Below are 23,853 nucleotides of genomic sequence, written 5' to 3' on the forward strand. Positions count from 1 at the left end.
TATTTTTCCTAATTTATAATATACCATTTTATCGCCTTTTTTTCAATTCAAATTATTAAAAGATTAAAGAAAAATCAAATAATAAACTTAATTTCTTTATTAATTATAAAAATAAGATAAAATAAAAATATTCATTATCGGAATGATAATAAATATTTTATTACTTAATTAATTGCTACAACTTCTTTATAAGTTCTGTTGTTAATATTGACGAATTAAGTGCCGCAATTTTTAAGAATTCGTCAAAAGTTACTCTATTGCCTTCTTCCGCCTTATCACTCACACTACGGCAAACTATAAATTTAGTGTTAAATTGATAGCAAGTTTGTGCTATTGCCGCAGCTTCCATTTCTACTACCTGCATAGTAGGAAAATTTTTTAAAATATTTTTCTTTATTTTTTTATTAGAAATAAATGAGTCTGATGTCCCCACCAAACCGAAATGAACTTTATGATTTGGCAACACAATCTCACCGGCTAACTGTTGTAAATATTTATCACTTTCGTATTTTGCCGGCATTTGCGGTACTTGACCTATTTCATAACCGAATTCCGTTGCATCAACATCAAAATGCCTTACCTCTGTCGCTACTATCATGTCGCCTATTTCCATATCACCTTGCAATGCACCGCACGTTCCGATATTAATAACATAATCAATATCATAATTATCAAGTAAAAGCGTTGTTGCTATTGCTGCATTAACTTTTCCGGGTAAACTTAGCATAAGTACAATATCCTTATTTTCATATTGTCCTTCATAAAAATTGACATGAGCTATCTTATTTTCTTTAAGATTTTTAATTTTTTTTCTAATAATTGCCACTTCTTCCGGCATCGCTCCGATTAAAGCTATCATACGTCTACCTATTCAACGGCAAGGATTTTTATATCCATTGAATCTTCCGGCCCAGTAGGTAATGAAACTTTAGCTATGTCGCCTACTTCTTTACCTAATAATGCTTGTGCAACCGGACTTTCGTTTGAAATTTTAAATTCAAAAGGATTCGCTTCGGCACTACCGACAATTTTATATGTTTCCGTTAACCCGTTCGGCAGTTCTTGATATGTTACCGTATTTCCTAAACGAATAGCACTCGTTTTCTCATCTAATTCGACAATGACTGCATAACGAATCATTTGCTCCATTTCAAGAATTTTTTGTTCAATAAACCCTTGTTCATCTTTTGCAGCATCATATTCCGAGTTTTCAGAAAGGTCACCGAAACTACGAGCCACTTTAATTTTTTCGATTACTTCCGGACGTTTTACTTTTTTATAATGTTCTAATTCTTCAACAAGTCTATCATACCCCTCTTGGGTCATTTGATATTCTAATTTTTCTTCTAATGCCATACTTATGCTCCTTTGTTAAGTCTTCTTACTTATTATATCTTTTTTTTTATTATTTTGCTAGTAGTGATTTAATTTTTGTAATTAAAATATCAATCGCAATATCGTTATATCCTCCATCCGGAATAATAATATCTGCATATTGTTTGGTAGGTTTAATATATTTTTCGTGCATAGGACGTACTGATAATAAATATTGATTAATTACTGATTCAACGGTTCTCCCACGCTCGTTAATATCGCGCAAAAGACGTCGTAAAATACGTAAATCACTCGGTGTATCAACAAAAATTTTTATATCCATTAATTCTCGTAATTTTTCTGAATATAAACCGAACATCCCTTCAATAATAATAACATCTCTCGGCTCTTGATATTTTTTATCTGTACTACGTGTATGGTTAACATAATCGTACACCGGCAGTTCTACAGCTTCACCGTTGATTAATTCTAACAACTGGTTGTATAACAGTTCATTATCAAAAGCATTCGGATGATCATAATTTGTTTTAACACGTTCATCCATTGTCATATGACTTTGATCTTTATAGTAATAATCTTGCTCGATTAACGCCACTTTATCTATCGTTAATTCTTCTATTATTCTTTTTGTTACGGTAGTTTTACCGCTCCCGCTTCCACCGACAATACCGATAATTTTAGGTCGTTTTGTACTCATTAGCGTCCCATTTCCTTTCTCATCATGTTACTTTTAAATACTCTACTATCCAATTTAGTTCTGATAATTTGCAAAGGATGACGTGCTGCATCAAGCAACTCTCCGTCCTCATCGTAAATTTCTCCGATTACTTGTCTAAAGGTATTAATCTCAGGGCCGAAAAATTCAACTTCTTGCCCTGTTTTAAAAAAGTTACGTTGTTGAATAGTTGCTATACCCGTAGCATCATCATAATGTAATACTTGTCCTACAAAATCATAGTTAGTTTTTTTGCTGCCCTCATTTCCAAACATTTGTTCTGTATATTGCGGTATTTCATAGAAAAACGACATAGCAGTATCACGATTGGCACATTTGTACAGTTCTTTTTTATATTCTGAACTCATTACAAAATTATCCGGATCTGAACAATAATCATCGATTAATTTTCTGTAAACACTTGCTACCGTTGCGACGTAATGAATAGATTTCATTCTACCTTCTACTTTTAGCGAATCAATACCGAGCTCAATAATTTTAGGCACTACCTCAATTAATGTTAAATCCTTGGGACTCATAGCGTAAGGATTTGCTCCGGTATCAAATAATTTTATATCATCTGTGTCGCTTTCTTCATATAAATCATAATTCCAACGACACGATTGACAACAACCACCACGATTGCTGTCCCTAGCCGTCATATAATTACTTAATGTACAACGCCCCGAGTATGCAATGCACATCGCACCATGGACAAACATTTCGATTTCTACATTTGTTTTTTCACGAATTTCTTTAATTTCTTCATATCCTGTTTCACGTGCCAATACTACACGATGCACACCCTCGCTTTCCCAATATTGTACTTCTTTATAATTTGAGATTGATTGTTGGGTACTAATATGTATTTCAACTTCCGGTGCTACCGTTTTACATCTTTCTATAATATACGGATCTGCTACAATAATACCACGCACACCGGCATTTTGCAAGGCAATCAAGTATTCATCTAAACCTGCAAAGTTCTCATTGTGCATAATAATATTTGCCGTTACATAGATATCTGCTCCATATTTTGCTGCAAACTCACACCCCTCACGGATTTCATCTATCGTAAAATTATCCGCATTGCTACGCAGTCCAAACTCCTGACCGCCTAAAAACACGGCATCTGCACCATAGTGAATAGCTATTTTTAATTTTTCTAAATTTCCGGCTGGAAGAAGTAATTCAGGCTTCTTCACAATCACCCGTTTCCCATTTTGTATTTCTGATATATTTCCTATTGCCATATAGTTAGATCACATTCAAGTATGATCCTTCCTCCTTTTATATCTTCTCTAACACTTTATAACAATATTTTACTTCGATACGACCATTATAATATGACTATATTAAATTAATTTTTCAGCTGGAATTTAAAATTTCTCCCGCTAAAATATTCAACATCGTAAACTTTATTGAAAATTTGAGCTTTTAATGTACTTTACCGTTATAAAATATTTTTAAATATGCTCCTAATACATTGTTTTTTTATAGAAAAATCCTAAATCAACTTCTCTATATTTTGGTTTTATTCGTTCAATGTCGTTATAAAAATCTTGTTTTTCATCTTCATATGCTTCTTTATCTTCATAATATAAATCAATTGCATCTCGATAAATTGTTGTAACTTCTGTAATATAATCTTCTTCTTTTAAGACGCCTTCAATTTTAAAAGCACTAACTCCCGCTTCAATCAATCTATCCAACTCTTCAATAGCACAAATGTCCTTAGCACTCATAATATGCGTTCCGTTTGAATCTTCAAAAATTGGATAACGCTCATTTCTATCTTGACTATATAAAAATAACTTTTTAGAATTACTATATTCTTCAATGTACTGTTCTTTTTCACTATACATAAAATAATTATCAACTAATTTTCTAACAGATTGAAACATACACAACATTCCCTGTACTTGAACTTCAATTTCGTACTCACTATCTTTTGTTATTTCCAAAATTTCATCAATAGTTAATTCTTTAGATAAGCAGGTACGATATGCTCCACGTTTACCCCAATAATTACATGAAAATGAATTTGTAGCTAAAGTATGCGGATCCCATTGCAGCTTGAAATTAAGATTTTCATCTCGTAATATTGTTATTATCGTCGGTTCACCAAAAATCAAAGCATCTATATCCAGTGTTGCTAAATAACGTAGATAATCTACCAAATCATCTAAGTGTTTATTGTGAAAGATAGCGTTAACGCTAACATATGCTTTTTTCCCGGCTTGATGAATAATCTCAATCGCTTTTTTTAATTCGGCTCGCTTAAACTCTCCTGCCAAACGCAAACCATATTTTTCCTCACCTATGATAAAACCGTCTGCTCCAACGTTAATTAGTTCATAAATATGTTCGATACTCTTAGGTGTCACTACTAACTCTACCGTCATCGTACTGCCCTTTCTAAAAATTATAGTTTTTTATTCTTTTTCGTAGTTATTGTAATACCGTCCCCAATAGGTAGTATTACACTATCGTATTGTTCATGTTTTAATAACCATTCATTATAATTATTAATTTTTTTTAATAGTTGTTTTAAATTTTTACTATGTTCAATAATATCGGAATTTGCTACCATACCTTTGAATAGAACATTATCCGTTATTACTACAACATCATCCGTAAAATATGGCTCGTACAATTCAAAAAATTTACGGTTTTGGCTTTTAGCTCCGTCAATAAATACAATGTCGTATGGTGCATTAGCTATTACCTTACTATGTAACTTCAGTGCATCACCATGTATTAAAGTTATTTTTTCGCTAAGCCCACGTTCCATGACATTATTTGTAGCAATTTCATACATTTTGTCATCACGTTCCAATGTTGTTACCTTGCAACCGATAGTTTCCGCTAATTTTAGAGCTGTATATCCTATCGCTGTTCCTATCTCTAAAACATTTTTCGCTTGTTTAATTTTTAATAGTTGTAATAGAAAGCGAATGCCTATTTTATCAATAATCGGCACATGATTTTCTTTTGCATATTGTTCTAACATTTGATAAAATTCATCAAAATCTTCTAATAAATTAATGATATATAAATCATCTTTTGATTCTATAGCAACCATATCTTCCTCCATAATTTATACATCATATTATAATACCATAAATATATTAATAAATGCAATTTGTTTGATTATTGAACAGCCCATAATTGTAAGCACCATATATTCTCCCAAATATATAGAACAACTTTTTATAAAATATTTATTTAGATTTTCCCTTGACAAGTGAGCGTTTACTCACTATAATGGAATTGTAAGAGTGAGTGAATACTCACTTGATTAAGGAGGAAGCTATTATGGAAAAATTAATTCACATAAAAGATTTACAAAAGAAGTTTGATAATACGGTTGTTTTAAATAATGTACGATTTACCTTGTTTAATAATGAGATTATAAGTTTATTGGGCCCGTCGGGTTCCGGAAAATCTACTCTTATTAAAACAATGTTAGGCATGGAAAAAGCAGACGCCGGAACTGCTTTAATACTTAACAGTAAAATGCCGAATAGGTTAATTTTAGGATGTATTGGCTATATGGCACAATCAAATGCCTTATATGAATTATTAACCGGTTATGAAAACTTAAAGTTTTTCGGTAATTTAAAAGGGCTGACCAAAAAGGAACTTTCTAAAGAGATTAAAAAAGTATCCGCTGTCGTTGATTTAACGGCACACTTAAAGAAAAATGTCTCAACATATTCCGGCGGTATGAAGCGACGTCTATCATTAGCTATCGCACTTCTCGGTTCTCCGAAACTTTTAGTTTTAGATGAACCGACCGTGGGTATTGATCCATTGTTAAAAAAATCTATTTGGAATGAACTTATTGAACGTAAAAATAATGGTACCGGTATTCTTGTAACAACACATGTTATGGATGAAGCTGAGCTATGCGACAAGGTTGCACTCATACATGACGGTAAAATAGCAGCTTGCGATACTCCGGAGAAACTTAAAAAACAATTTAACTCTACTAATATTGAAGAAGTATTTTTAAATATTGAAAAGGGGGATAATTATGCGTATTCTAGCAATAACTAACCGTATTTTAAAAGAATTATTTCGTGATAAAAGAACATTGGCTATGATGTTTGTAGCTCCTATCTTTGTTCTCTGGTTGATGAATCTGATGTTTTCCAGCAGTGATAAAGTATCCGTTAATCTGGCTACTTTCAATGTTCCTACCTCTGTTACGGAAACATTAAAAACTGTTGATAATGTAACTATTACTAATGTCCATTCCAATGAAGAAGGTAATGATTTATTAAATAATAACACTGTTGATGCTACTATTACTTATAACAATAATACCGGTTATACCGTAACTTATGAAAATACCGATGCAATCAAAACATCTTTCACCAGACAAGTATTAATCAGTTCACTGGTAAAAGTTAATACAACAGAAATTATAAAAAAACTTCCACCACAAATAAATATCCTTCAATATAAATCAACTATTAATGAAAACTTCAAATATGGAAATAAGGATACTAATTTTTTTACTAAAATGATACCGATTATAGTTGGTTTTATCGTCTTTTTCTTTGTTTTTCTAATTTCCGGAATGGGATTACTAAAAGAAAGAACAAGCGGTACTTTAGAAAGATTATTAGCAACTCCGGTTCGTCATTTTGAAATAGTTTTCGGCTATATGCTCTCATACGGAATTTTAGCTATTATTCAAACAACAGTCATTGTCGTTTCTGCAGTAAATTTATTAAAAATCGAACTTGTAGGAAAGCTGTTTTATGTTATAATAGTTAATGTAGTCTTAGCCTTAATTGCCTTATCATTTGGCTTATTACTTTCAGCTCTTGCTAAATCTGAATTTCAAATGATGCAGTTTATTCCTTTGGTAATAATACCGCAACTCTTTTTATCCGGTATCATTCCACTAAAAAACATGGGTGTTTGGGCGGTTAACTTAGGAAAATTTCTACCACTTACTTATGCAGGTGAGGCACTAAGTAATATCATTTTACACGGTTATAGCCTTGGAAAAATAGGCCAAAATATTGTAATACTTATTATTTTTCTAATAGTATTAACAATTTTAAATATAATAGGCTTACGTCGTTATAGAAAAGTTTAAAATCAGTTAGGAGCTCTAATGTCAAATATTTTAATGTCTTATACAGAATACTTATCAGAAGCAAATATGCCTGCCGGAAAAAAGAAAATCATCCTTGCTGCAATCGATCTTTTTTCGAAAAAAGGATTTCACGGTACTTCTACCGCTAAGATAGCCGAAACAGCAGGTATGAGTCAAGCTACTTTATTCAAATATTTTAAAACAAAAGATGATTTATTAAATAGTATTATATCTATCGGATTTCCACCTATCCTCGCTTCTTTTGTCGCCGGCATAAATCAGGAAAAAAATCTTAAAGATATGATTCATCTCCTAGTATTTAATCGTTTTGAATTTATGAAAAAAAATCAAAAATTAGTACGTATCTTTTTCCAAGAATTTATTATTAATAAAGAGTTTAACAGTAATCTAAAAAACATGATTAAAAACGATCCTATTAATTCTAAATTAAAAACGTTGCACCTCATACTTTTAAAGAGTGATAAACGTTTTAATAACAATTTAAATATTACTCAAGTATTACGTATAATTGTAGGCCCGCTTTTCGCTTATTTTTCACAATGTTTTATTTTTTATATTGAAAGTGAAAATGAAGAAGAAGATTTATTATTAATAGAAAAACAAATATATCAGTCGTTAATAGAAAACAACTAAGAAATTGGTTAGCAATTTCTTAGTTGTTTAATTTATTATTCTGAGATTGCTTGAATCGCTGTAATTAGTGATAATTTTAATACATCATCGCTTGAGCAACCGCGTGACAGATCATTTACCGGTGCATTAAGGCCTTGTAAAATCGGTCCTACCGCTTCAAAACCTCCTAGACGTTGAGCAATTTTGTACCCGATATTACCCGCTTCTAAACTTGGGAAGATAAATACTGTTGCATCTCCCTGAATTTCCGAATTTGGTGCTTTCAATTTTGCAACAGGTGGGACAAAGGCAGCATCAAATTGCAGTTCCCCTCCAACCGGTAATGTTGGTGCTTTTTCTCTTACCAATTTAGTAGCCTCCGCCACTTTTTTGGTTTCATCTGTAACAGCTGATCCCATAGTTGAAAAACTCAACATCGCTACTTTAGGATTGATATTAAAACTTTTAGCTGTTTTTGCACTTTCTACTGCAATTTCTGCTAATGCTTGTGCATCTAAACTTGTATTAATCGCACAATCGGCAAAGATAAAACGTGACGCATTTCGTGACATGATAAATGCTCCGCTTGTTCTGCTTACACCCGGTTTAGTTTTTATAATTTGTAATGCCGGACGTACGGTATCTCCGGTTGAATGGATTGCTCCCGATACCAGTCCTGCCACTTCCCCCATATAAACCAACATTGTACCGAAATAGTTCACATCTTTTAACAATTCACGTGCTTTTTCTTCTGTTACTTTGCCGGCACGACGTTCTACGAATTTAGCTAACATTTCGTCATATTTTTCGTAGTTTTCATGGTCAATAAACTCAATACCTGATACGTTTAAGAATAACGGCTGTGCTAATTTCTCCACTTCTTCACGCTTACCGATTAGTACCGGTTGTACATAACTTGTTGAACTCAGCTTAACAGCCGCTTCTAAAATACGTTCATCATATGCTTCCGGCAATACGATTCTAACTTTTTTCCCTTCTAATTTTTCTTGAAGCTCCACAAATAAATTACTTGTCATCTTCTTACTCCTCCTAATTGTATATAATATCTTTAATATGTTTTATTGACTTTAAACTAACGGCATCCATTAAGCTGCCTTTTCCAAAAACAACATAACCTATAATTGTTCCGATATAGAACACAAGCAATATCAAGGCTATATTGCGTAAGTAACGTAGAATAGTATTGTCTATTTTCATAGGCAGTTCCTACTCTTCAATTCTTTCAACATGAGCACCAAGTTTACGCATTTTTTTCTCAATATCAACATACCCTCTATCTATATGGTAAATATCAATAATTTTCGTTGTCCCCTTGGCAATCAGTCCTGCAATAATAAGTGCTGCTCCTGCACGAAGATCCGTCGCTCTAACTGTTGTTCCTTCTAAGCGTGCCGGTCCTTCTATTAAAGCACTACGTCCTTCAATTCTAATTTTTGCATTCATTCTTCGTAATTCTTCGACATGCATAAAACGATTTTCAAATACCGTTTCCGTAATGGTACTGACACCCTCACCCAATAATGTCAATACACTTACTATTGACTGCATATCCGTTAAAAATCCCGGATGTGGTAGTGTTTTTACATCTATCGGTTTTAATATATCAAGATGGTTACTCACACGCATTCCGTCTTGCAATACTTCGATTGATATGCCCATTTCACGCATTTTACTAACAAGTGCTATGTTATCTTTATATAATGCACCTTTTACAAAAACATCGCCTTTAGTCACAGCTGCCGCAATCATGTACGTTGCCGCTTCCACACGATCTGACATAATAGTATGCTCAGCACCTGTCAATTTATCAACACCTTCAATTTCAAGGACAGAAGTGCCTTTACCTGAAATTTTAGCACCCATTTTTGTTAAAAAGTTAATCATATCTTCTATTTCAGGCTCTTGTGCCGCATTAACAATCGTGGTTTTACCTTTTGCTAAACAGCTTGCCATAATGACATTTTGGGTCGCCCCAACGCTGGGAAAATCGAAAAATATCGTTGCACCTTCTAATTCTTTTTCCGCTCTTGCCTCAACAAAACCTGCGTCTTGAATAATTTTTGCACCCAATATCTCAAATCCTTTTAAATGTTGATCTATAGGTCTACTACCGATCGAACACCCTCCGGGCATTGCTACCTTCGCTTTTTTCTCACGTGCCAACATCGGTCCCAGTACAAGAAATGATGCACGCATTTTACTTACAAATTCAAACGATGCTTCTGTTAACAATGGTCTTTTCGCATCTATTTCTAATGTATTTTCTTCCGGTTTATAATCTACTTTTACTCCTAATGATTCAAATAGTTTGCTTATTGTCTTTATATCTGATAATTTAGGAACATTGTAAAATTTACTCGTACCTTCAGTTGCAAGCAGTCCTGCCGCAAGTATCGGAAGTGCCGCATTCTTTGCACCTGAAATCTGTACTTCTCCTATTAAAGGCGCCCCACCTTTAACAACTATTTTTTTCAAGTGTATTCCTCCAAATCTGTATTCACATTTATACAGTTACTATACTACCACAAATCTTAAAATAAATAAAGTTTGAATTTTTTTTCTAATGATGAAAATCTTCTATTTTAAACATTGTTATAAATAAGATGTTCTAAAATTAAATTTGTTATTTTTTATCTTTTGTGATTAAACATTTTCTACAATTCATCAAAAAATGATAATTGCGCTCTTTCCGGTAAACCTTTTAGCGTTCCCATTTCTCTTAAATATTCTATTATTGTAGTTGATACACTTCCACGTTTTGATAAATCTTCTATCGACAAAAACGGTTTTTCTTCACGTGCTTGAACTATTTTATTTGCCACATTATCTCCTAATCCCGGCACAATAGAAAAAGGCGGTATCAGCTTATTATCCTCAATAATGTAATCATGGCTTAATGATTTTTCCAAATCAACTTTTGAGAACGTAAAACCACGTTGTAACATTTCATTTGCTATTTCGTAACTCACCAGTGCGTCTTTATCTTTTGTCGTTACTTCATTCTTATCCTTTTCTTTAATTTCTTTTATTTTTTCTTTAAGTGACTGTTCCCCTCTGACAACCGTAATAATATCAAAATCGCTTGCTCTTACCGAGTAGTACGCACAGTAGTAAATCAACGGTTGATGAACTTTAAACCAAGCTATACGAAGTGCCATAAGTACATACGCACAAGCATGCGCTTTAGGAAACATATACTTTATTTTTTTACATGAATCTATATACCAATTCGGTACATCGTTTTCTCTCATAGCTTGTTCAAACTCTTCTGTAAGACCTTTACCTTTACGAACGCTTTCCATTATTTTAAATGATAATCCTTCTTCAAGACCCGCATGAATTAAATAAACCATAATATCATCACGACATCCGATAACATCTTTCAGTTTACATGTACCGTTCCGTATTAATTCTTGAGCATTACCAAGCCAAACATCCGTCCCATGCGACAATCCGGAAATTTGGACAAGTTCTGAATATGTAGTCGGTTTTGTATCATCAAGCATTTGAATAACAAAGTTTGTTCCAAATTCCGGTATTCCAAATGTTCCACTCGCAGAATCAACCTGTTCACGTGTTACACCAAGTGCTTCAACTGTTGAGAAAATCCCCATAACTTCCGGATCTGATACATCAATAGTTTTTGGATCTATTCCTGATAAATCTTGAAGTTTTCTTATCATAGTCGGATCATCATGCCCCAGTATATCAAATTTTAAAATATTATCGTGAATTGAGTGGAAATCGAAGTGTGTCGTTCTCCACGTACTTGTTTCATCATCTGCCGGATATTGATATGGTGTAAAATCAAAAATATCCATATCATTAGGCACAACCAAAATTCCTCCCGGATGTTGTCCGGTTGTTCTTTTTGCCCCTTCGCACCCTGCGGCAATACGTTCTATATCAATACTGCGTTTATCAATCTCATGCTTTTCGTAATAATCACGTGTAAATGAATATGCCGTTTTTTCAGCTACGGTTGAAATAGTTCCCGCACGATAAACATAATCTTCTCCAAAAATTTCTTTTGTGAAATTATGTGCTGTCGCTTGATACTCTCCTGAAAAGTTTAAATCAATATCGGGAACTTTATCGCCATTAAAACCTAAAAAAGTTTCAAACGGAATATCCTGACCGTCTTTTTTCATTTTCTCATTACAATGCGGACAATTTTTATTCGGCATATCAAAACCAGAAGCATATTCAGCATTAACGAAAAACTCACTATGTTTACATTTAGGACAAACATAATGCGGTGATAGTGGATTTACCTCGGTAATTTCCATCATCGTAGCAACAAGTGATGACCCTACAGAGCCCCTTGAACCTACCAAATAGCCATCATCAAGTGATTTTTTTACCAGTTTATGCGAAATCAAATAAACTACCGAAAAACCATTCCCAATAATTGATGCAAGTTCTTTTTCAAGGCGTTTTTCTACGATTTCCGGTAAATTTTCTCCATAGATTTTATGTGCCATACTATAACTTAAGTTTCTTACCTCATCTGCCGCACCTTCAATATTTGGTGTATACAATTTATCTTTCAACGGAACTACTTTTTCTATCATATCGGAAATAACATGTGTGTTATCAATAACTATTTCTTGTCTTAATTTTTCATCTAAAAATGAAAATTCTTTAAGCATTTCTTCTGTTGTTAAAAATGTAGCCAACGGCTTAATATCCTTAGCTCCCGGATTATTTTTTACAGTTAGTCGTAAAATTTGGCGATAAACATGTTGATAATCATCCAAATAATAACAATCTCCGGTAGCAACAACTAACTTTTCTTTTTTCTTAGCCAAACTGATTAAGTGTTTTAAAATCTCTTCCAGCTCCGCCTCGTCATCAATACGCTCACTTCTTATAAAACTTTCATAATGATGTTTGGGCTGTATTTCTATATAATCATAAAAATCAATAATTTGTTCAACCTTATCTTCCTTGGCATTAAGTAGTTCTTCAAATACTTCATTATCAGAATTTCCGTTTCCTATAAGTAAATGTTTTCGATATTTAATCAACAAACTGCGGGGAATAGTCGGTTTCCCAGACGATAAATAATCCGTACAGCTATATGACACCAATCTAAATAAATCTTTTAATCCTTGGGCATTTTTTACAAGTATTGAACAAGGAAATGACCTTGAACGCTTGTGTGCTAATTTTAAATCTATCATACTATCAATTTGATTATGGTATTCTATCCCCAGTGCATAAAGTTGATCGAGCATTTTTATAAAAATATCCGCCGTTGCTCTTGTATCATATATCGCCCTATGATGTTGAACTAATTTTACCTTGTATAACTTCGTAAGATTACTTAATCCGTGACGTTTTGCTTCTTTATTTTCAGCACGTGAAATAAATAGTGTATCAATACTTGCATGATTATTATTCTTTAAGCCTAATCGCTCAAAACTTTTATCCAAAAATCCTAAATCGAACTTTGCATTATGAGCAACAAGTATATCATCTTTATCAAGCCAGTTATAAAAGTTTGTCATTACCTCTTTTTCAAACGGAGCATCTTTTACATCCTCGTCAGTAATGCTCGTTAAACGTGTAATCAATTCTGATATTGGTCGTTTCGGATTAATATAACTTTCAAATGTGTCAATTTGAGCACCGTTTTTTACTTTAACGGCAGCTATTTCTATTAATCTGTCTCTTTCCGCTGATAATCCTGTTGTTTCAACGTCAAATACAACATATGTTGCATCTTTTAATCGAAGTTCTTTTGGATTTGTTGTCGCTGTAAGGCTATCGTCCATAATAAACGCATTAAGTCCGTATATTGTTTTAATATCTTTTTCTTTTGATTTTAAACAAATTTCCGGATACGCCTGCACACCGTAAGTATCGGTAAATGCAATTGCCTCATGCCCCCAAGAAGTTGCTCTTATCAAATAATCTTCCGCCGAAGAAATACCCTCCAGTTGTGACATTTTTGTATGGGTATTAAGTTCAATTCGTTTTCGCCCGTTGTAGTTATCTTTTTTTTCTTCTTTAGCAGTCACCTCTATAGCTTTCGGCTCAATTATCGTATCTCTTAAATATGGATCATTGCTGACAGTACCAAATATTTTTATCCATTGACCTTTTTTAATACCTTGTATCAATTCAATCAGTTGATTACGACGATTATTTTGAAATTTAGAGTTAGGGTTGTTACCGAATAATCGTAATATAATAGAATCACTATAATCTGTAAGTTTCAATCTATATTGACTTGAGCCGTTCCTGTGAACAATCTGCTCTGTTCCGAATACTTGAGCCATTATGGTTACATCACCGGAATAGCCGATAACATCCTTTATGTCTACTATTTCCGCATCATGAATTTCTTTTCCGTATTTGGTTCCTGCATTAAAACCTCGATTTTTTTTCGGTTGCTCTTTTGTTTTTTTCTCAGTTTCTTTTTGTTCTATCTGTTCTAATTTTTCCATTTCTTTGGAAATTTTTGCTTCTTGTTGCTCTGTTATATCATGAACATTTGTCTTAGCAAATTCAGGTACAATATCTTCAATGATTATCCCTAATTTTTTATAGCTATCTAAGATAGCGTTTTTTCTTTCACTAACAAAGTTTTTCCAAATTGACGGTGCCATTGTTTTTATTAATAAGTTTTTATCTTGAACCTTTACTTCACTGAATAAAATACTTTCTATCAGAACACCGGATACCTCACCAAAATTTTCTAATATAACATATTTCCAGTATTCTATAATTTTTTTATCTGTTACTCTTTCGTTTGTACTTAAACGATAATTAACGAGATAGTCTCCTAGAAAACTATCTCGTAATTTTTGAATAAACAGTGTCCAGTGAGCAACATCCGGCAGTGCATTACCACTAAAGTTAAAAGTCCATACTTTATTGTTGTTATCTTTTTCTATATTATCCAGCGAAAAATTTTCAAAATTTGAATCGGTTAATTCCTCAGCCAGTTCAAGAGTATCTATTAATAGAGAAAAATGTTTATTGCTCATTGTGTCTCCTTTTTTAAGTAGCTTAATATATAAAATGGTTGCATATTATTGTAACGATGTAAAATATATAACTTCTGCACCGCTTAGCTACTTTTTTTATTTTAGTAATTATTTAAAAAACTTTTGCACAACGGTTAGAACATCTGCCACAGATGTATCTTGTTTTTCCAGTGTTTTTCGTTCTTTTATTTCTACTAAACCTTCACTTGCTTTATTTCCTACAATAACTTGTAAAGGCATACCCAACAGGTCGGCATCATTAAATTTAACTCCCGCACGTTCATTTCTGTCGTCATAAAGGACTTCTATTCCTGCTGCTGTTAATTCTTCGTATAATTTTTCCGCAACTTCTATTTGTTCAGCTTTTTTAGTATCTATACAAACAAGATGTACTTGATATGGTGCAACTATTGATGGCCAGATAATACCTTTTTCATCATTGTGTTGTTCAATAATTGCAGAAATAATACGTGTTACACCAATGCCGTAACACCCCATGTAAAAATGATTCGCTCGTCCGTTAGCATCAAGGTAAGTTGCATCCATAGCCTCCGAATAACCTTTACCAAGCTCGAACACTTGCCCTACTTCGATACCTTTAGCAAATTTTACCGGACCTGATAAATCTTCTGCCAAGTCCCCTTCTTCAATCATACGCAAATCATAATGTGCATCAATAGGATAATCGCCGGGATTTACATTAATATAGTGGAATCCTTTTTTATTCGCTCCACAACTGTGATTATACATATATTTAATCGCATTATCTCCGATTATTTTACAATTTTTAATACCGAATGGCCCCATATAACCTACATAACCGCCCATAATTTCTTCAATTTCCTGTTCGGTAGCCATCTCTACTTCTGATGTGTTGGTGGCTTTCCTAAATTTAAGATCATTTAATTGATCATTTCCACGCATTAGAACTAAATAATATTCGCCATCCGCTTTTAGTGCCAGAGCTTTCATAGCACGATTAGTTTCAACTCCACAGTATGCAGCTATTGCATCAATTGTTTGTTGTTCAGGTGTTTCTAACAATTCACGTTCTTTTTTCTCAAAACCTGTCGGCATTTTGTAATTTTCTTCTACGACAACGGCAGTTTCAATATTTGCAGCATAGTCACTTCCCTCGGTATAAACAATCGTATCTTCCCCTATTTCCGCTAATGCTTGAAATTCATGCGTGTAGCTACCGCCAATATTTCCTGAGTCCGCTTTTACTATACGATATTTTAAACCTAATCTACTAAAAATTTTACTATATGCACCATAATAATCATTATAAGACTTTCTCAATGATTCCGGAGTATCATGGAATGTATAACCATCTTTCATTATAAACTCTTTTGTTCTTAAAAGGCCTAAACGGGGACGAATTTCATCACGGAATTTAGTTTGAAATTGATATAAATTCACCGGAAGTTGTTTATAAGACGTCACCATGTTATTTACAGTTTGACAAACCACCTCTTCTGCAGTTGGACTAAGGGCATATCCTGCACCTTTTCTATCGGTAACACGCATAAGCTCGTCACCCATTTTGTACCAACGTCCAGATTCTTTCCAATATTCTTCTGATTGAAGGATCGGCATTAACAATTCTGAAGCACCGATTTTTTCGTGTTCTTCTCTAATTACCTTTTCTATTTTTTGAATTACTTTAGTCGCAAGCGGCAAGTAAGTATAAACTCCAGAAGATACTTGCTTAACCATCCCCGCTTTAATTAACAACTTATGACTAATTGCTTCTGCAGTGGATGGTACTTCTCTTGTCGTTGGAATAAACGTTTTTGATTGTCTCATGTAATACCACCTCTTATATTTTAAAATTAATACTATTATACCATAAAAGTTGGATATTGGCTCACAATATTATAAAATTTAAAATTTTTTCTAAAATTGTATATAGCATTTTCTTTTATTAAAATTATATAGTATAATAAAAGGATAATAATTTTATGGAGAATTAAGATGTTTAACTATCCAAATAAAAAAAATAATTTCGTTCAGAAGACTAAATATTCCAATCGTGGAATGGAACTAGAAAGTGATATTAACTTTGCGAATAAATATTACTTAAATAATAATGTTGCCGTCATTCATAAAAAACCGATACCTATTCAAATAGTAGAGGTCAATTATCCAAATCGAGCAAGTGCGATGATTACAAAAGCATTTTATAAAATACCGTCTACTACAGATTATAATGGTGTTTTTAATGGAAAGTATATTGATTTTGAGGCTAAAGAAACTAATTCAACAACATCTTTTTCCTTAACCAATATTCATGAACATCAAATTATTCATATGAAACAAATATTAAAGCATGGTGGTATTACATTTATTATTGTGCGATTTAAAAAAATAGATAGAACTTTTCTTCTCCCCTTTAAAAATTTTCTGTTTTTTTATGAAAGAGCAATAAATGGCGGAAGAAAATCTATAAAATTAATCGAATTCGAAGAAAACGGATTTGAATTATCTTTCCACTACAAAATTAGATTAGATTATTTAAGTATTATAAAAAATAATGAAAGTGAGTTTTAGTATTAAATGAAAAACATATTTAAGTATATTAGTTCAATATTTTTTACGCTAGCCTTAATTTTATTTTTTGTTGTTCTGGCATTTTTTGCTAAAGAACTTAAAGATGTACCTGATATAACAAGAGCAAATCTTCAAGATCCGCTATCGTCGGAAATATATGATAAAAACCTTAACTTAATCGCAACCGTCGGTGCGGAAAAAAGAGATTATGTATCAATTAACGACATTCCGGAAAACGTAAAAGATGCCGTACTTTCTACTGAAGATTCCCGCTTTTATTCACATATCGGTTTAGATCCTATACGTTTGATTAAAGCCATCATTGTTAATGTTCGTTCAAACTCCGCACGTGAAGGAGCCAGTACAATAACACAACAAGTAGTTAAAACTTCTCTACTTACAGCAGAGAAATCATTAGAAAGAAAAACTCAAGAAGCCTACTTATCTTTAAAATTGGAAAACAAATATTCCAAAAACGATATACTTGAGATGTATCTTAATAAAATTTATTACTCTGATGGTCAATACGGAATAAAAACAGCAGCAAAATATTTTTACAATAAAAACTTGAATGAGCTTACTATACCGCAAATAGCACTTTTGACCGGTATTCCTCAACAACCTATCCTATATAATCCTTATGATTATCCGGAAGATGCAACGAAACGTCGTAACACCGTTTTGTATGCCATGTTAAACAATGACAAAATAACAAAAGATGAATACGACAAAGCGATAAATACTCCAATAACCGAAGGTCTAGTAAGCAAAACAAAAGAAGAAAGAGCCAATCAACATACATATAACCCTAAATATGCTGCCTATATAGATTTATTAAATAAAGAATTAAAAGAGAATAAAAACTTTGAAAATGTTAAAGATCCTTTTTCTTTAGGTTTAAAAATCTATACTAACCTTAATTCAGAACTTCAAATTTATGTTCAAGATATGTTGGATAATCAACGTGCCCCAATGAAACCGCACGCTTCTCAAGCCGCAATATCAGTTATTGATACAAAAACCGGCTTAATCGAGGCTGTCGGTGGAGGTAAAAATTATAAAGCCGGCGGTTATAACTATGCGACAGATGCAAAAGTCCAACCCGGTTCTGCGATTAAACCGCTAGTGGACTATGCACCCGGCATTGAGTATTATGGCTGGGACAGTCAAACTACATTCTCAGATACACCTTATAAAATAGCCGGGACAAACTTCTATATTCAAAACTGGGATAGAGCTTACCACGGAAATATTTCTATGCGTCGAGCTTTGTCTTGGTCATATAATATACCGGCGGTTAGAGCCTTTGAAAGGGTTGGTTTCGAACGTTCTAAACATTTCGCTGAAAAATTAGGTATTCCCGTTTCAAAAGATGAACCGACCACCGCTATTGGTGGTAACGTTGATGGAGTTTCTCCGTTACAAATGGCAGGAGCATTCGCAAGTTTCGGTAATAAAGGATACTACAATAAACCATCAACGGTCGTGAAAATATTTAATGCTAACGGACGAGAACTACAATCCATGAAAGAACAACCAGTAAAAGCAATGTCGGAGGAAACAGCCTACATTATGACCTCAATACTGAAAGACGTATTATCAAACAACGGTACATCACCAAACGGCAAAGTTAAAAACTTTGATATGGCAGGCAAATCCGGATCAAGTACCTTTGACGATAGTGCATATCTCAACTATGGAATTGATGTAGTAAACTCAACCAAAGATAGCTGGATGATCGGATATTCTACGGAATACACCGTTTCCGTTTGGCAAGGTGCAGATACGGTGGACTCCGCAGCTAAAGCTCTTTCTCCCACTCATGCAGGAACAACACAACAAATAATGGCAGATATAATGAAGAAGGTTTCGGACAACAAAGCACCCGCTCCTTTTGAAAAACCTGCCGGTATTGTTACTAAAAATGGTGTTGAATACTCCAAAGAACGAAACACGGAAACGGATTATATGTACGCCGGTAGTAACCGTGATGCAGTGTATCAGGCTAAAGCTGCAGAAAATGAACGAAACGGCAGATCTTCTCTTACCACAGCATTTAATTCAATAAGTGGTACTGCGGGATCTAATTCAACAACTAACAGTAGAAATACAAAACGAAACACCAGAAGATAAAACTAAAAAAAGCGACTTAAAAATCGATTTCTAATGAAATCACGGTTTCTAAGTCGCTTCCTTACTTTTGGAAAGGCTCTTTAAAGTAAATTTTATTAAAATTTTTAACTTTTAAGCCGGACACTTTTTTATTATATATTCTCTTCTTGTAGATTTTATTTTATCTGAAAATACCTATAAAAAAGAGTTTGAACCAATCCCTCTTTTCCATATACTAATCTTTTAATTTTACAGTCGGTCTTGCTTCATACACCACAGCCCCTGTTGGCACATCATGTTTAACAACAGCATTCGCTCCTATTTTTACATTATCACCAATAGTTACATTACCCAACACCTTAGCCCCGGCACCTATCATGACGTTATTGCCAACCGTTGGATGACGTTTTATAGGATTAAAAGTTGTACCACCTAACGTTGTACCATGATAAAGGGTTACATTATCACCAACTACAGCTGTTTCTCCAATTACAACTGCCATTCCGTGATCAATAAATAAACCTTTCCCTATTTTTGCACCGGGATGAATTTCTATCCCTGTTATTCTTCTCGCCCTTTTAGAAAATATCCTAGCCAAAGTGTGGTGATTTTTCTTATAGAGTTTATGTGCAAAAAAATGATAATTAAGAGCTTTTATATGGGGATAAGTTAAATAAACCATTAATTTAGATTTAGCAGCAGGATCCTCTTTCAGCACTCTATTAATATTATAGCGTAAATTTTCAAAAAATTTCATTATATTTCTACATGAACAATATCTTCGAATTCAAGTACAGATAAATATTTATCTACACCATCAGGAAGAATGGTTACAATTTTTTTATTTGGATACTTCTCTGCTGCCTTTTTGGCACCGGCTATTGCCGCACCTGATGAAATACCTATCCCTATACCTGTCGTTCTTAAGAAATTTTTTGTTTCTTCAATAGCTTCTTCACTTGATACCGTAAATATATCATTCATATACTCTTTTTTAAAGTTTTCCGGTATAAATCCTGTACCAATTCCTTGAATTTTGTGAACTCCACCATGTCCTTCACTAATAGCAGGAGACTCTGCCGGTTCTACTGCTATCGATATAACTTCAGGTTTATGCTCTTTTAAATACTTAGCTACCCCGGTAAAAGTACCACCTGTTCCTACACCGGCTACAAACACATCAATATCCGGAACTTGCTCCAAAATTTCTTTTGCCGTTGTTTTGTAATGATAATTCGGATTAGCGGGATTATCGAATTGACTTAATGAAATGGCATTATCGTATTTTTCTATAATTTGTGCAGCTTTTTCAATAGAACCTTTTATCCCTAATTCTTTAGGTGTAAGAATTAACTGAGCGCCGTATGCCTTAATAATATTACGACGTTCTACACTCATACTCTCAGGCATGATAATAACAGCCTTAATCCCAAGAACTGAAGCTAAAATTGCAACGGCAATACCGGTGTTTCCACTGGTCGGTTCAACAATAATCGTATCTTTATTGATTGCATTTTGACGCATAGCCTCTTCTAACATTCCAAGAACAGCACGATCTTTTACACTACCTCCTAAATTATACTTCTCCAGTTTCACAAAAATATTTGTGTTATCCAGTTGATAAATAGGTGTATTCCCCACAAATTTTAGTGATGTCGCTATCATAAAACTTCCTCCTTTTTCTTTCCAATTATGAATATTTTATTTATTGACTATGATTATAACATAAACCCTTGATAAAAATAAAGAGTTTGCTTGAATTTTTTCGCATTCTAATACATTTTCAAATAATTAATAAAACAACCTGCTATAATTAAATTTTTCAATGTTAATTTGTTATAATGCAAGTTGTTAAATTTTCTTTTACTATTATTTTTAAATATTTTCCACACTTTTATCTAGTAATTTTCCCTTATTATTTTTTCCATATCATTTGGCAAAGGGCAGGTTATATCTATTTTATTTTTAGTTATCGGATGTTCAAACTGCAACTGTCTACAATGCAGTGCCTGTCGTTTTATCAGCTGTAAACTTCCTCCATACAACTCATCTCCTAAAAGAGTGTGTCCTATATACTTCATATGAACTCTTATTTGATGAGTTCTTCCGGTAAAAAGTTGAAGTTTTACCAAACTGATATTTTTTTTGTTATAATATTTCACCAATTCAAAAAATGTCTTCGCATATTCCCCGTCTTCTGCCACTTCTCGTATAATTATACTATTTTTTTGCCGTTTTATATTAGCTTCTATAACTCCTTGTTCTTCGACTTTACCTAAGACAAGTGCTAAATAAAACTTATTAATCTTCATTTTGCTGAATAAAGCATGAATATGTCTGTGCTTAGCTATCAATACCAATCCTGAAGTATTTTTATCAAGTCTTGTTACTATATGTGGAATTGTTGTATATTTTTGCTCTTTAAAATAATAATTTACCCTTTCTAAAAGTGATTCATCTTCTTCATTACGTGATGGTATAGAGGGGAGATTAATCTCTTTATTTACAATTAATAAATATTCGTCCTCATACATAATCTTCAGCGGTGAATCAATAAATCTTACTTGCTCGCTGAATTTTTCTCCGGGCAATGTAATTTCAACTTTATCACCTTTTTTCAGATTATAACGAACATTTTCTTCTTTTTTATTTACCTTAATACTCCCTCCATTATCAAATTTTATGCGAGTTAATGTTTTTTTTGAAATATTATTGGTTAATAAAAAATCACGAAGCAGTTGTTTTTCTTCTACATTAAATTTTAAAACTAACTTACTCATCTCCGATAAACGATCTCTTTACTCTCTTCCAAAAATCAACATCATTATATCTAATAAAAGAAATTTTTTTGTCTTCTGCCAAAGTTATTTTTATTTTTGATACGGTGTTGTAATTAAAATCCATATAATCAACCCTTATTCTATGATCATCATATTCATTAGGTATAATAACAAGCTCATCATCTTTTGATAAAATAATAGGATTACCTAATGTTCGATAAACTAGATTGTTTAGTGCCGCTATCTCGGTAACTTGAAATAAGTCCATCTGTGGATGAATGACCGCTCCCCCCAAACTTTTATTGTAAGCTGTTGAACCTGTGGGTGTACTGATACATAACCCATCTCCACGAAAATTTTCAAAATGTTCACCGTTAATATAAACTCTCGCCGCATAAGTTGAACCTGTCATGCTGTCAACGGTTACTTCATTTAATGAATAGTAATCGGCTATAAGGTTATTATCTTTACAATAAGCGTTAATCCTAAGAAGCGGATACTGATCAATCACGGGTTCAATTGACACCATATCATGAAAAATTTTTTCGAAATTTTGAACGGAATAATCCGTATAAAATCCTAAATGTCCGGTATGAATAGACAAAAATTTCACATCATTTACTATATCAACATATTTATTAAAGGTGCGAAGTACCGTTCCATCTCCACCCACTATAAATACATAATCTGGTGCTATTTTACTTTCTTCCATTCCGTTAAATAACAATAATCGCTTTAATTTAGTAGCTATTTCTTGCGACACGTCATCATCTCTTATCTCTACACTAAATGTTCCCTTTAGCATCTTGCACCTCACCTTTTATTTTTTCATAGTTCTCCAACCAAATATTAACAAAATCCGGTGATAAAGCTCCCTGTTTTTTATCAATCCAATCTTGTAATTTGTTAACATTATATTTCAAAATTTCATCAATCTTTTGCCCATATTTATAACGCTCTTTATTTTGGTTATATTCTTCTTCATCAAGTAAAAAATATTTCCCATCCGGATATTTTTTAATATCCAAGTCATAATCAATATACTTTACTCCGTCAACATCATAGATAAACGGACTGCTAAGGTTAGAATAATAATGAACACCGTCTTCTCTAAACATACATATTATATTGAACCAACAATCATTGTGAAAGTACACAAGAGCCACTTCTTTTGTAACCCAAGTACGACCGTCACTTTCGGTTACAAGAGTTCTATTATTTGCTAATATTAAAACTTGTTCATCTGCTTCAAGAACAATATTTTTATGCCAAATTCTATGAATAGAGCCATCATGCTTATAAGCAATTATTTTTACAATGTCACCCTTTTTGGGCTTCTCTCCAATATACATAGTGCCTCCTTTCACTATTTTTTAACTTTTCCTTTTAATTATATCATATTTTTTCTTTTATAGACTACTAAGATTTGTCACTTTTAAACTTTTTAAAACATTTTATGTACTACTATTTTCTCTTAATAAATCTCCTAAGCGTCTCTAAATAATTATTTTAATAGCCTTTTTCACGTTAGAAAATTAACTTTTTTTCAACATCGGTTAGATAATAAAGTATTTTCAAAAGATAAAAAAC

At 32.9% G+C, this 23,853-nt stretch carries 21 protein-coding genes; 5 read left to right on the forward strand and 16 right to left on the reverse strand.

Going from position 1 to position 23,853, the window contains the following annotated elements:
- Positions 1-175: 175 nt before the first annotated feature.
- From mtnN to AXE85_RS07965, 6 genes are all read right to left on the reverse strand, one after another.
- Positions 176-859: a 5'-methylthioadenosine/S-adenosylhomocysteine nucleosidase gene (gene mtnN, locus AXE85_RS07940; RefSeq protein ID WP_062174550.1), complete on the reverse strand. Its 684-nt coding sequence runs from the start codon at positions 857-859 to the stop codon at positions 176-178.
- A gap of 8 nt (positions 860-867) precedes the next feature.
- Positions 868-1,356 (reverse strand): transcription elongation factor GreA, encoded by a 489-nt coding sequence (gene greA, locus AXE85_RS07945; RefSeq protein ID WP_021752879.1) that lies wholly within the window; start codon positions 1,354-1,356, stop codon positions 868-870.
- Between the two features lie 49 nt (positions 1,357-1,405).
- Positions 1,406-2,032: a uridine kinase gene (gene udk, locus AXE85_RS07950; protein ID WP_062174552.1), complete on the reverse strand. Its 627-nt coding sequence runs from the start codon at positions 2,030-2,032 to the stop codon at positions 1,406-1,408.
- Positions 2,032-3,303, reverse strand: a complete 1,272-nt coding sequence (locus AXE85_RS07955; RefSeq protein ID WP_062174554.1) for a peptidase U32 family protein — start codon at positions 3,301-3,303, stop codon at positions 2,032-2,034. The genes udk and AXE85_RS07955 overlap by 1 nt, the downstream gene beginning before the upstream one ends.
- 225 nt (positions 3,304-3,528) lie before the next feature.
- Complete coding sequence (locus tag AXE85_RS07960) at positions 3,529-4,455, reverse strand: peptidase U32 family protein (RefSeq protein ID WP_062174556.1); 927 nt, start codon at positions 4,453-4,455, stop codon at positions 3,529-3,531.
- Between the two features lie 20 nt (positions 4,456-4,475).
- Entirely contained in the window at positions 4,476-5,135 is a 660-nt protein-coding gene (locus AXE85_RS07965) for an O-methyltransferase (RefSeq protein ID WP_062174558.1), read from the reverse strand.
- Between the two features lie 233 nt (positions 5,136-5,368).
- Here AXE85_RS07965 and AXE85_RS07970 point away from each other — a divergent pair, with 233 nt between their 5' ends.
- The 3 genes from AXE85_RS07970 to AXE85_RS07980 are packed head-to-tail and all read left to right on the forward strand — an operon-like array spanning position 5,369 to position 7,820.
- Positions 5,369-6,112 carry an ABC transporter ATP-binding protein gene (locus AXE85_RS07970; protein WP_062174560.1) on the forward strand — a complete coding sequence of 248 codons (744 nt, stop codon included), beginning with the start codon at positions 5,369-5,371 and terminating at the stop codon, positions 6,110-6,112.
- Positions 6,090-7,166, forward strand: a complete 1,077-nt coding sequence (locus tag AXE85_RS07975) for an ABC transporter permease (RefSeq protein ID WP_062174562.1) — start codon at positions 6,090-6,092, stop codon at positions 7,164-7,166. The genes AXE85_RS07970 and AXE85_RS07975 overlap by 23 nt, the downstream gene beginning before the upstream one ends.
- A gap of 18 nt (positions 7,167-7,184) precedes the next feature.
- Positions 7,185-7,820 (forward strand): TetR/AcrR family transcriptional regulator, encoded by a 636-nt coding sequence (locus tag AXE85_RS07980; RefSeq protein WP_062174564.1) that lies wholly within the window; start codon positions 7,185-7,187, stop codon positions 7,818-7,820.
- A 35-nt stretch (positions 7,821-7,855) separates the two neighbouring features.
- Here the strand turns inward: AXE85_RS07980 and pta are convergent, their stop codons facing one another.
- The 5 genes from pta to AXE85_RS08000 all read right to left on the reverse strand — a co-directional run bounded on the left by pta (position 7,856) and on the right by AXE85_RS08000 (position 16,627).
- Positions 7,856-8,836 carry a phosphate acetyltransferase gene (pta, locus tag AXE85_RS07985; RefSeq protein ID WP_062174566.1) on the reverse strand — a complete coding sequence of 327 codons (981 nt, stop codon included), beginning with the start codon at positions 8,834-8,836 and terminating at the stop codon, positions 7,856-7,858.
- 13 nt (positions 8,837-8,849) lie between these two features.
- Positions 8,850-9,017, reverse strand: coding sequence for a DNA-directed RNA polymerase subunit beta (locus AXE85_RS08340; protein WP_021752888.1), 168 nt, complete (start codon positions 9,015-9,017; stop codon positions 8,850-8,852).
- Positions 9,018-9,026: 9 nt separating this feature from the next.
- Positions 9,027-10,295, reverse strand: a complete 1,269-nt coding sequence (gene murA / locus AXE85_RS07990; RefSeq protein WP_062174568.1) for a UDP-N-acetylglucosamine 1-carboxyvinyltransferase — start codon at positions 10,293-10,295, stop codon at positions 9,027-9,029.
- Between the two features lie 179 nt (positions 10,296-10,474).
- Positions 10,475-14,818: a PolC-type DNA polymerase III gene (locus AXE85_RS07995; protein ID WP_062174570.1), complete on the reverse strand. Its 4,344-nt coding sequence runs from the start codon at positions 14,816-14,818 to the stop codon at positions 10,475-10,477.
- A gap of 108 nt (positions 14,819-14,926) precedes the next feature.
- Positions 14,927-16,627, reverse strand: a complete 1,701-nt coding sequence (locus tag AXE85_RS08000) for a proline--tRNA ligase (protein ID WP_062174572.1) — start codon at positions 16,625-16,627, stop codon at positions 14,927-14,929.
- 168 nt (positions 16,628-16,795) lie between these two features.
- Between AXE85_RS08000 and recU the strand changes: the two genes are divergently transcribed.
- Entirely contained in the window at positions 16,796-17,371 is a 576-nt protein-coding gene (gene recU / locus AXE85_RS08005) for a Holliday junction resolvase RecU (protein WP_062174574.1), read from the forward strand.
- 6 nt (positions 17,372-17,377) lie between these two features.
- The gene (locus tag AXE85_RS08010) at positions 17,378-19,504 is read left to right on the forward strand and encodes a transglycosylase domain-containing protein (protein WP_062174576.1); all 2,127 of its coding nucleotides are present in this window, start codon (positions 17,378-17,380) and stop codon (positions 19,502-19,504) included.
- Positions 19,505-19,718: 214 nt separating this feature from the next.
- Here AXE85_RS08010 and cysE read toward each other — a convergent pair whose 3' ends face one another.
- The 5 genes from cysE to AXE85_RS08035 form a co-directional block, all read right to left on the reverse strand.
- Complete coding sequence (cysE, locus tag AXE85_RS08015; protein WP_082729141.1) at positions 19,719-20,240, reverse strand: serine O-acetyltransferase; 522 nt, start codon at positions 20,238-20,240, stop codon at positions 19,719-19,721.
- Entirely contained in the window at positions 20,240-21,148 is a 909-nt protein-coding gene (locus AXE85_RS08020; protein WP_062174579.1) for a PLP-dependent cysteine synthase family protein, read from the reverse strand. The genes cysE and AXE85_RS08020 overlap by 1 nt, the downstream gene beginning before the upstream one ends.
- Before the next feature lie 233 nt (positions 21,149-21,381).
- Positions 21,382-22,263, reverse strand: a complete 882-nt coding sequence (locus tag AXE85_RS08025; RefSeq protein WP_062174580.1) for an RluA family pseudouridine synthase — start codon at positions 22,261-22,263, stop codon at positions 21,382-21,384.
- Positions 22,256-23,068, reverse strand: a complete 813-nt coding sequence (locus tag AXE85_RS08030) for an NAD kinase (protein WP_062174581.1) — start codon at positions 23,066-23,068, stop codon at positions 22,256-22,258. Before AXE85_RS08030 ends, AXE85_RS08025 begins: the two co-directional genes overlap by 8 nt.
- Positions 23,049-23,615 carry a DUF402 domain-containing protein gene (locus AXE85_RS08035; RefSeq protein ID WP_062174582.1) on the reverse strand — a complete coding sequence of 189 codons (567 nt, stop codon included), beginning with the start codon at positions 23,613-23,615 and terminating at the stop codon, positions 23,049-23,051. Before AXE85_RS08035 ends, AXE85_RS08030 begins: the two co-directional genes overlap by 20 nt.
- Positions 23,616-23,853 lie beyond the last annotated feature (238 nt).

It is taken from the genome of Gemella sp. oral taxon 928 (genome assembly GCF_001553915.1).
GTDB classification, from domain to species: Bacteria; Bacillota; Bacilli; order Staphylococcales; family Gemellaceae; genus Gemella; species Gemella massiliensis.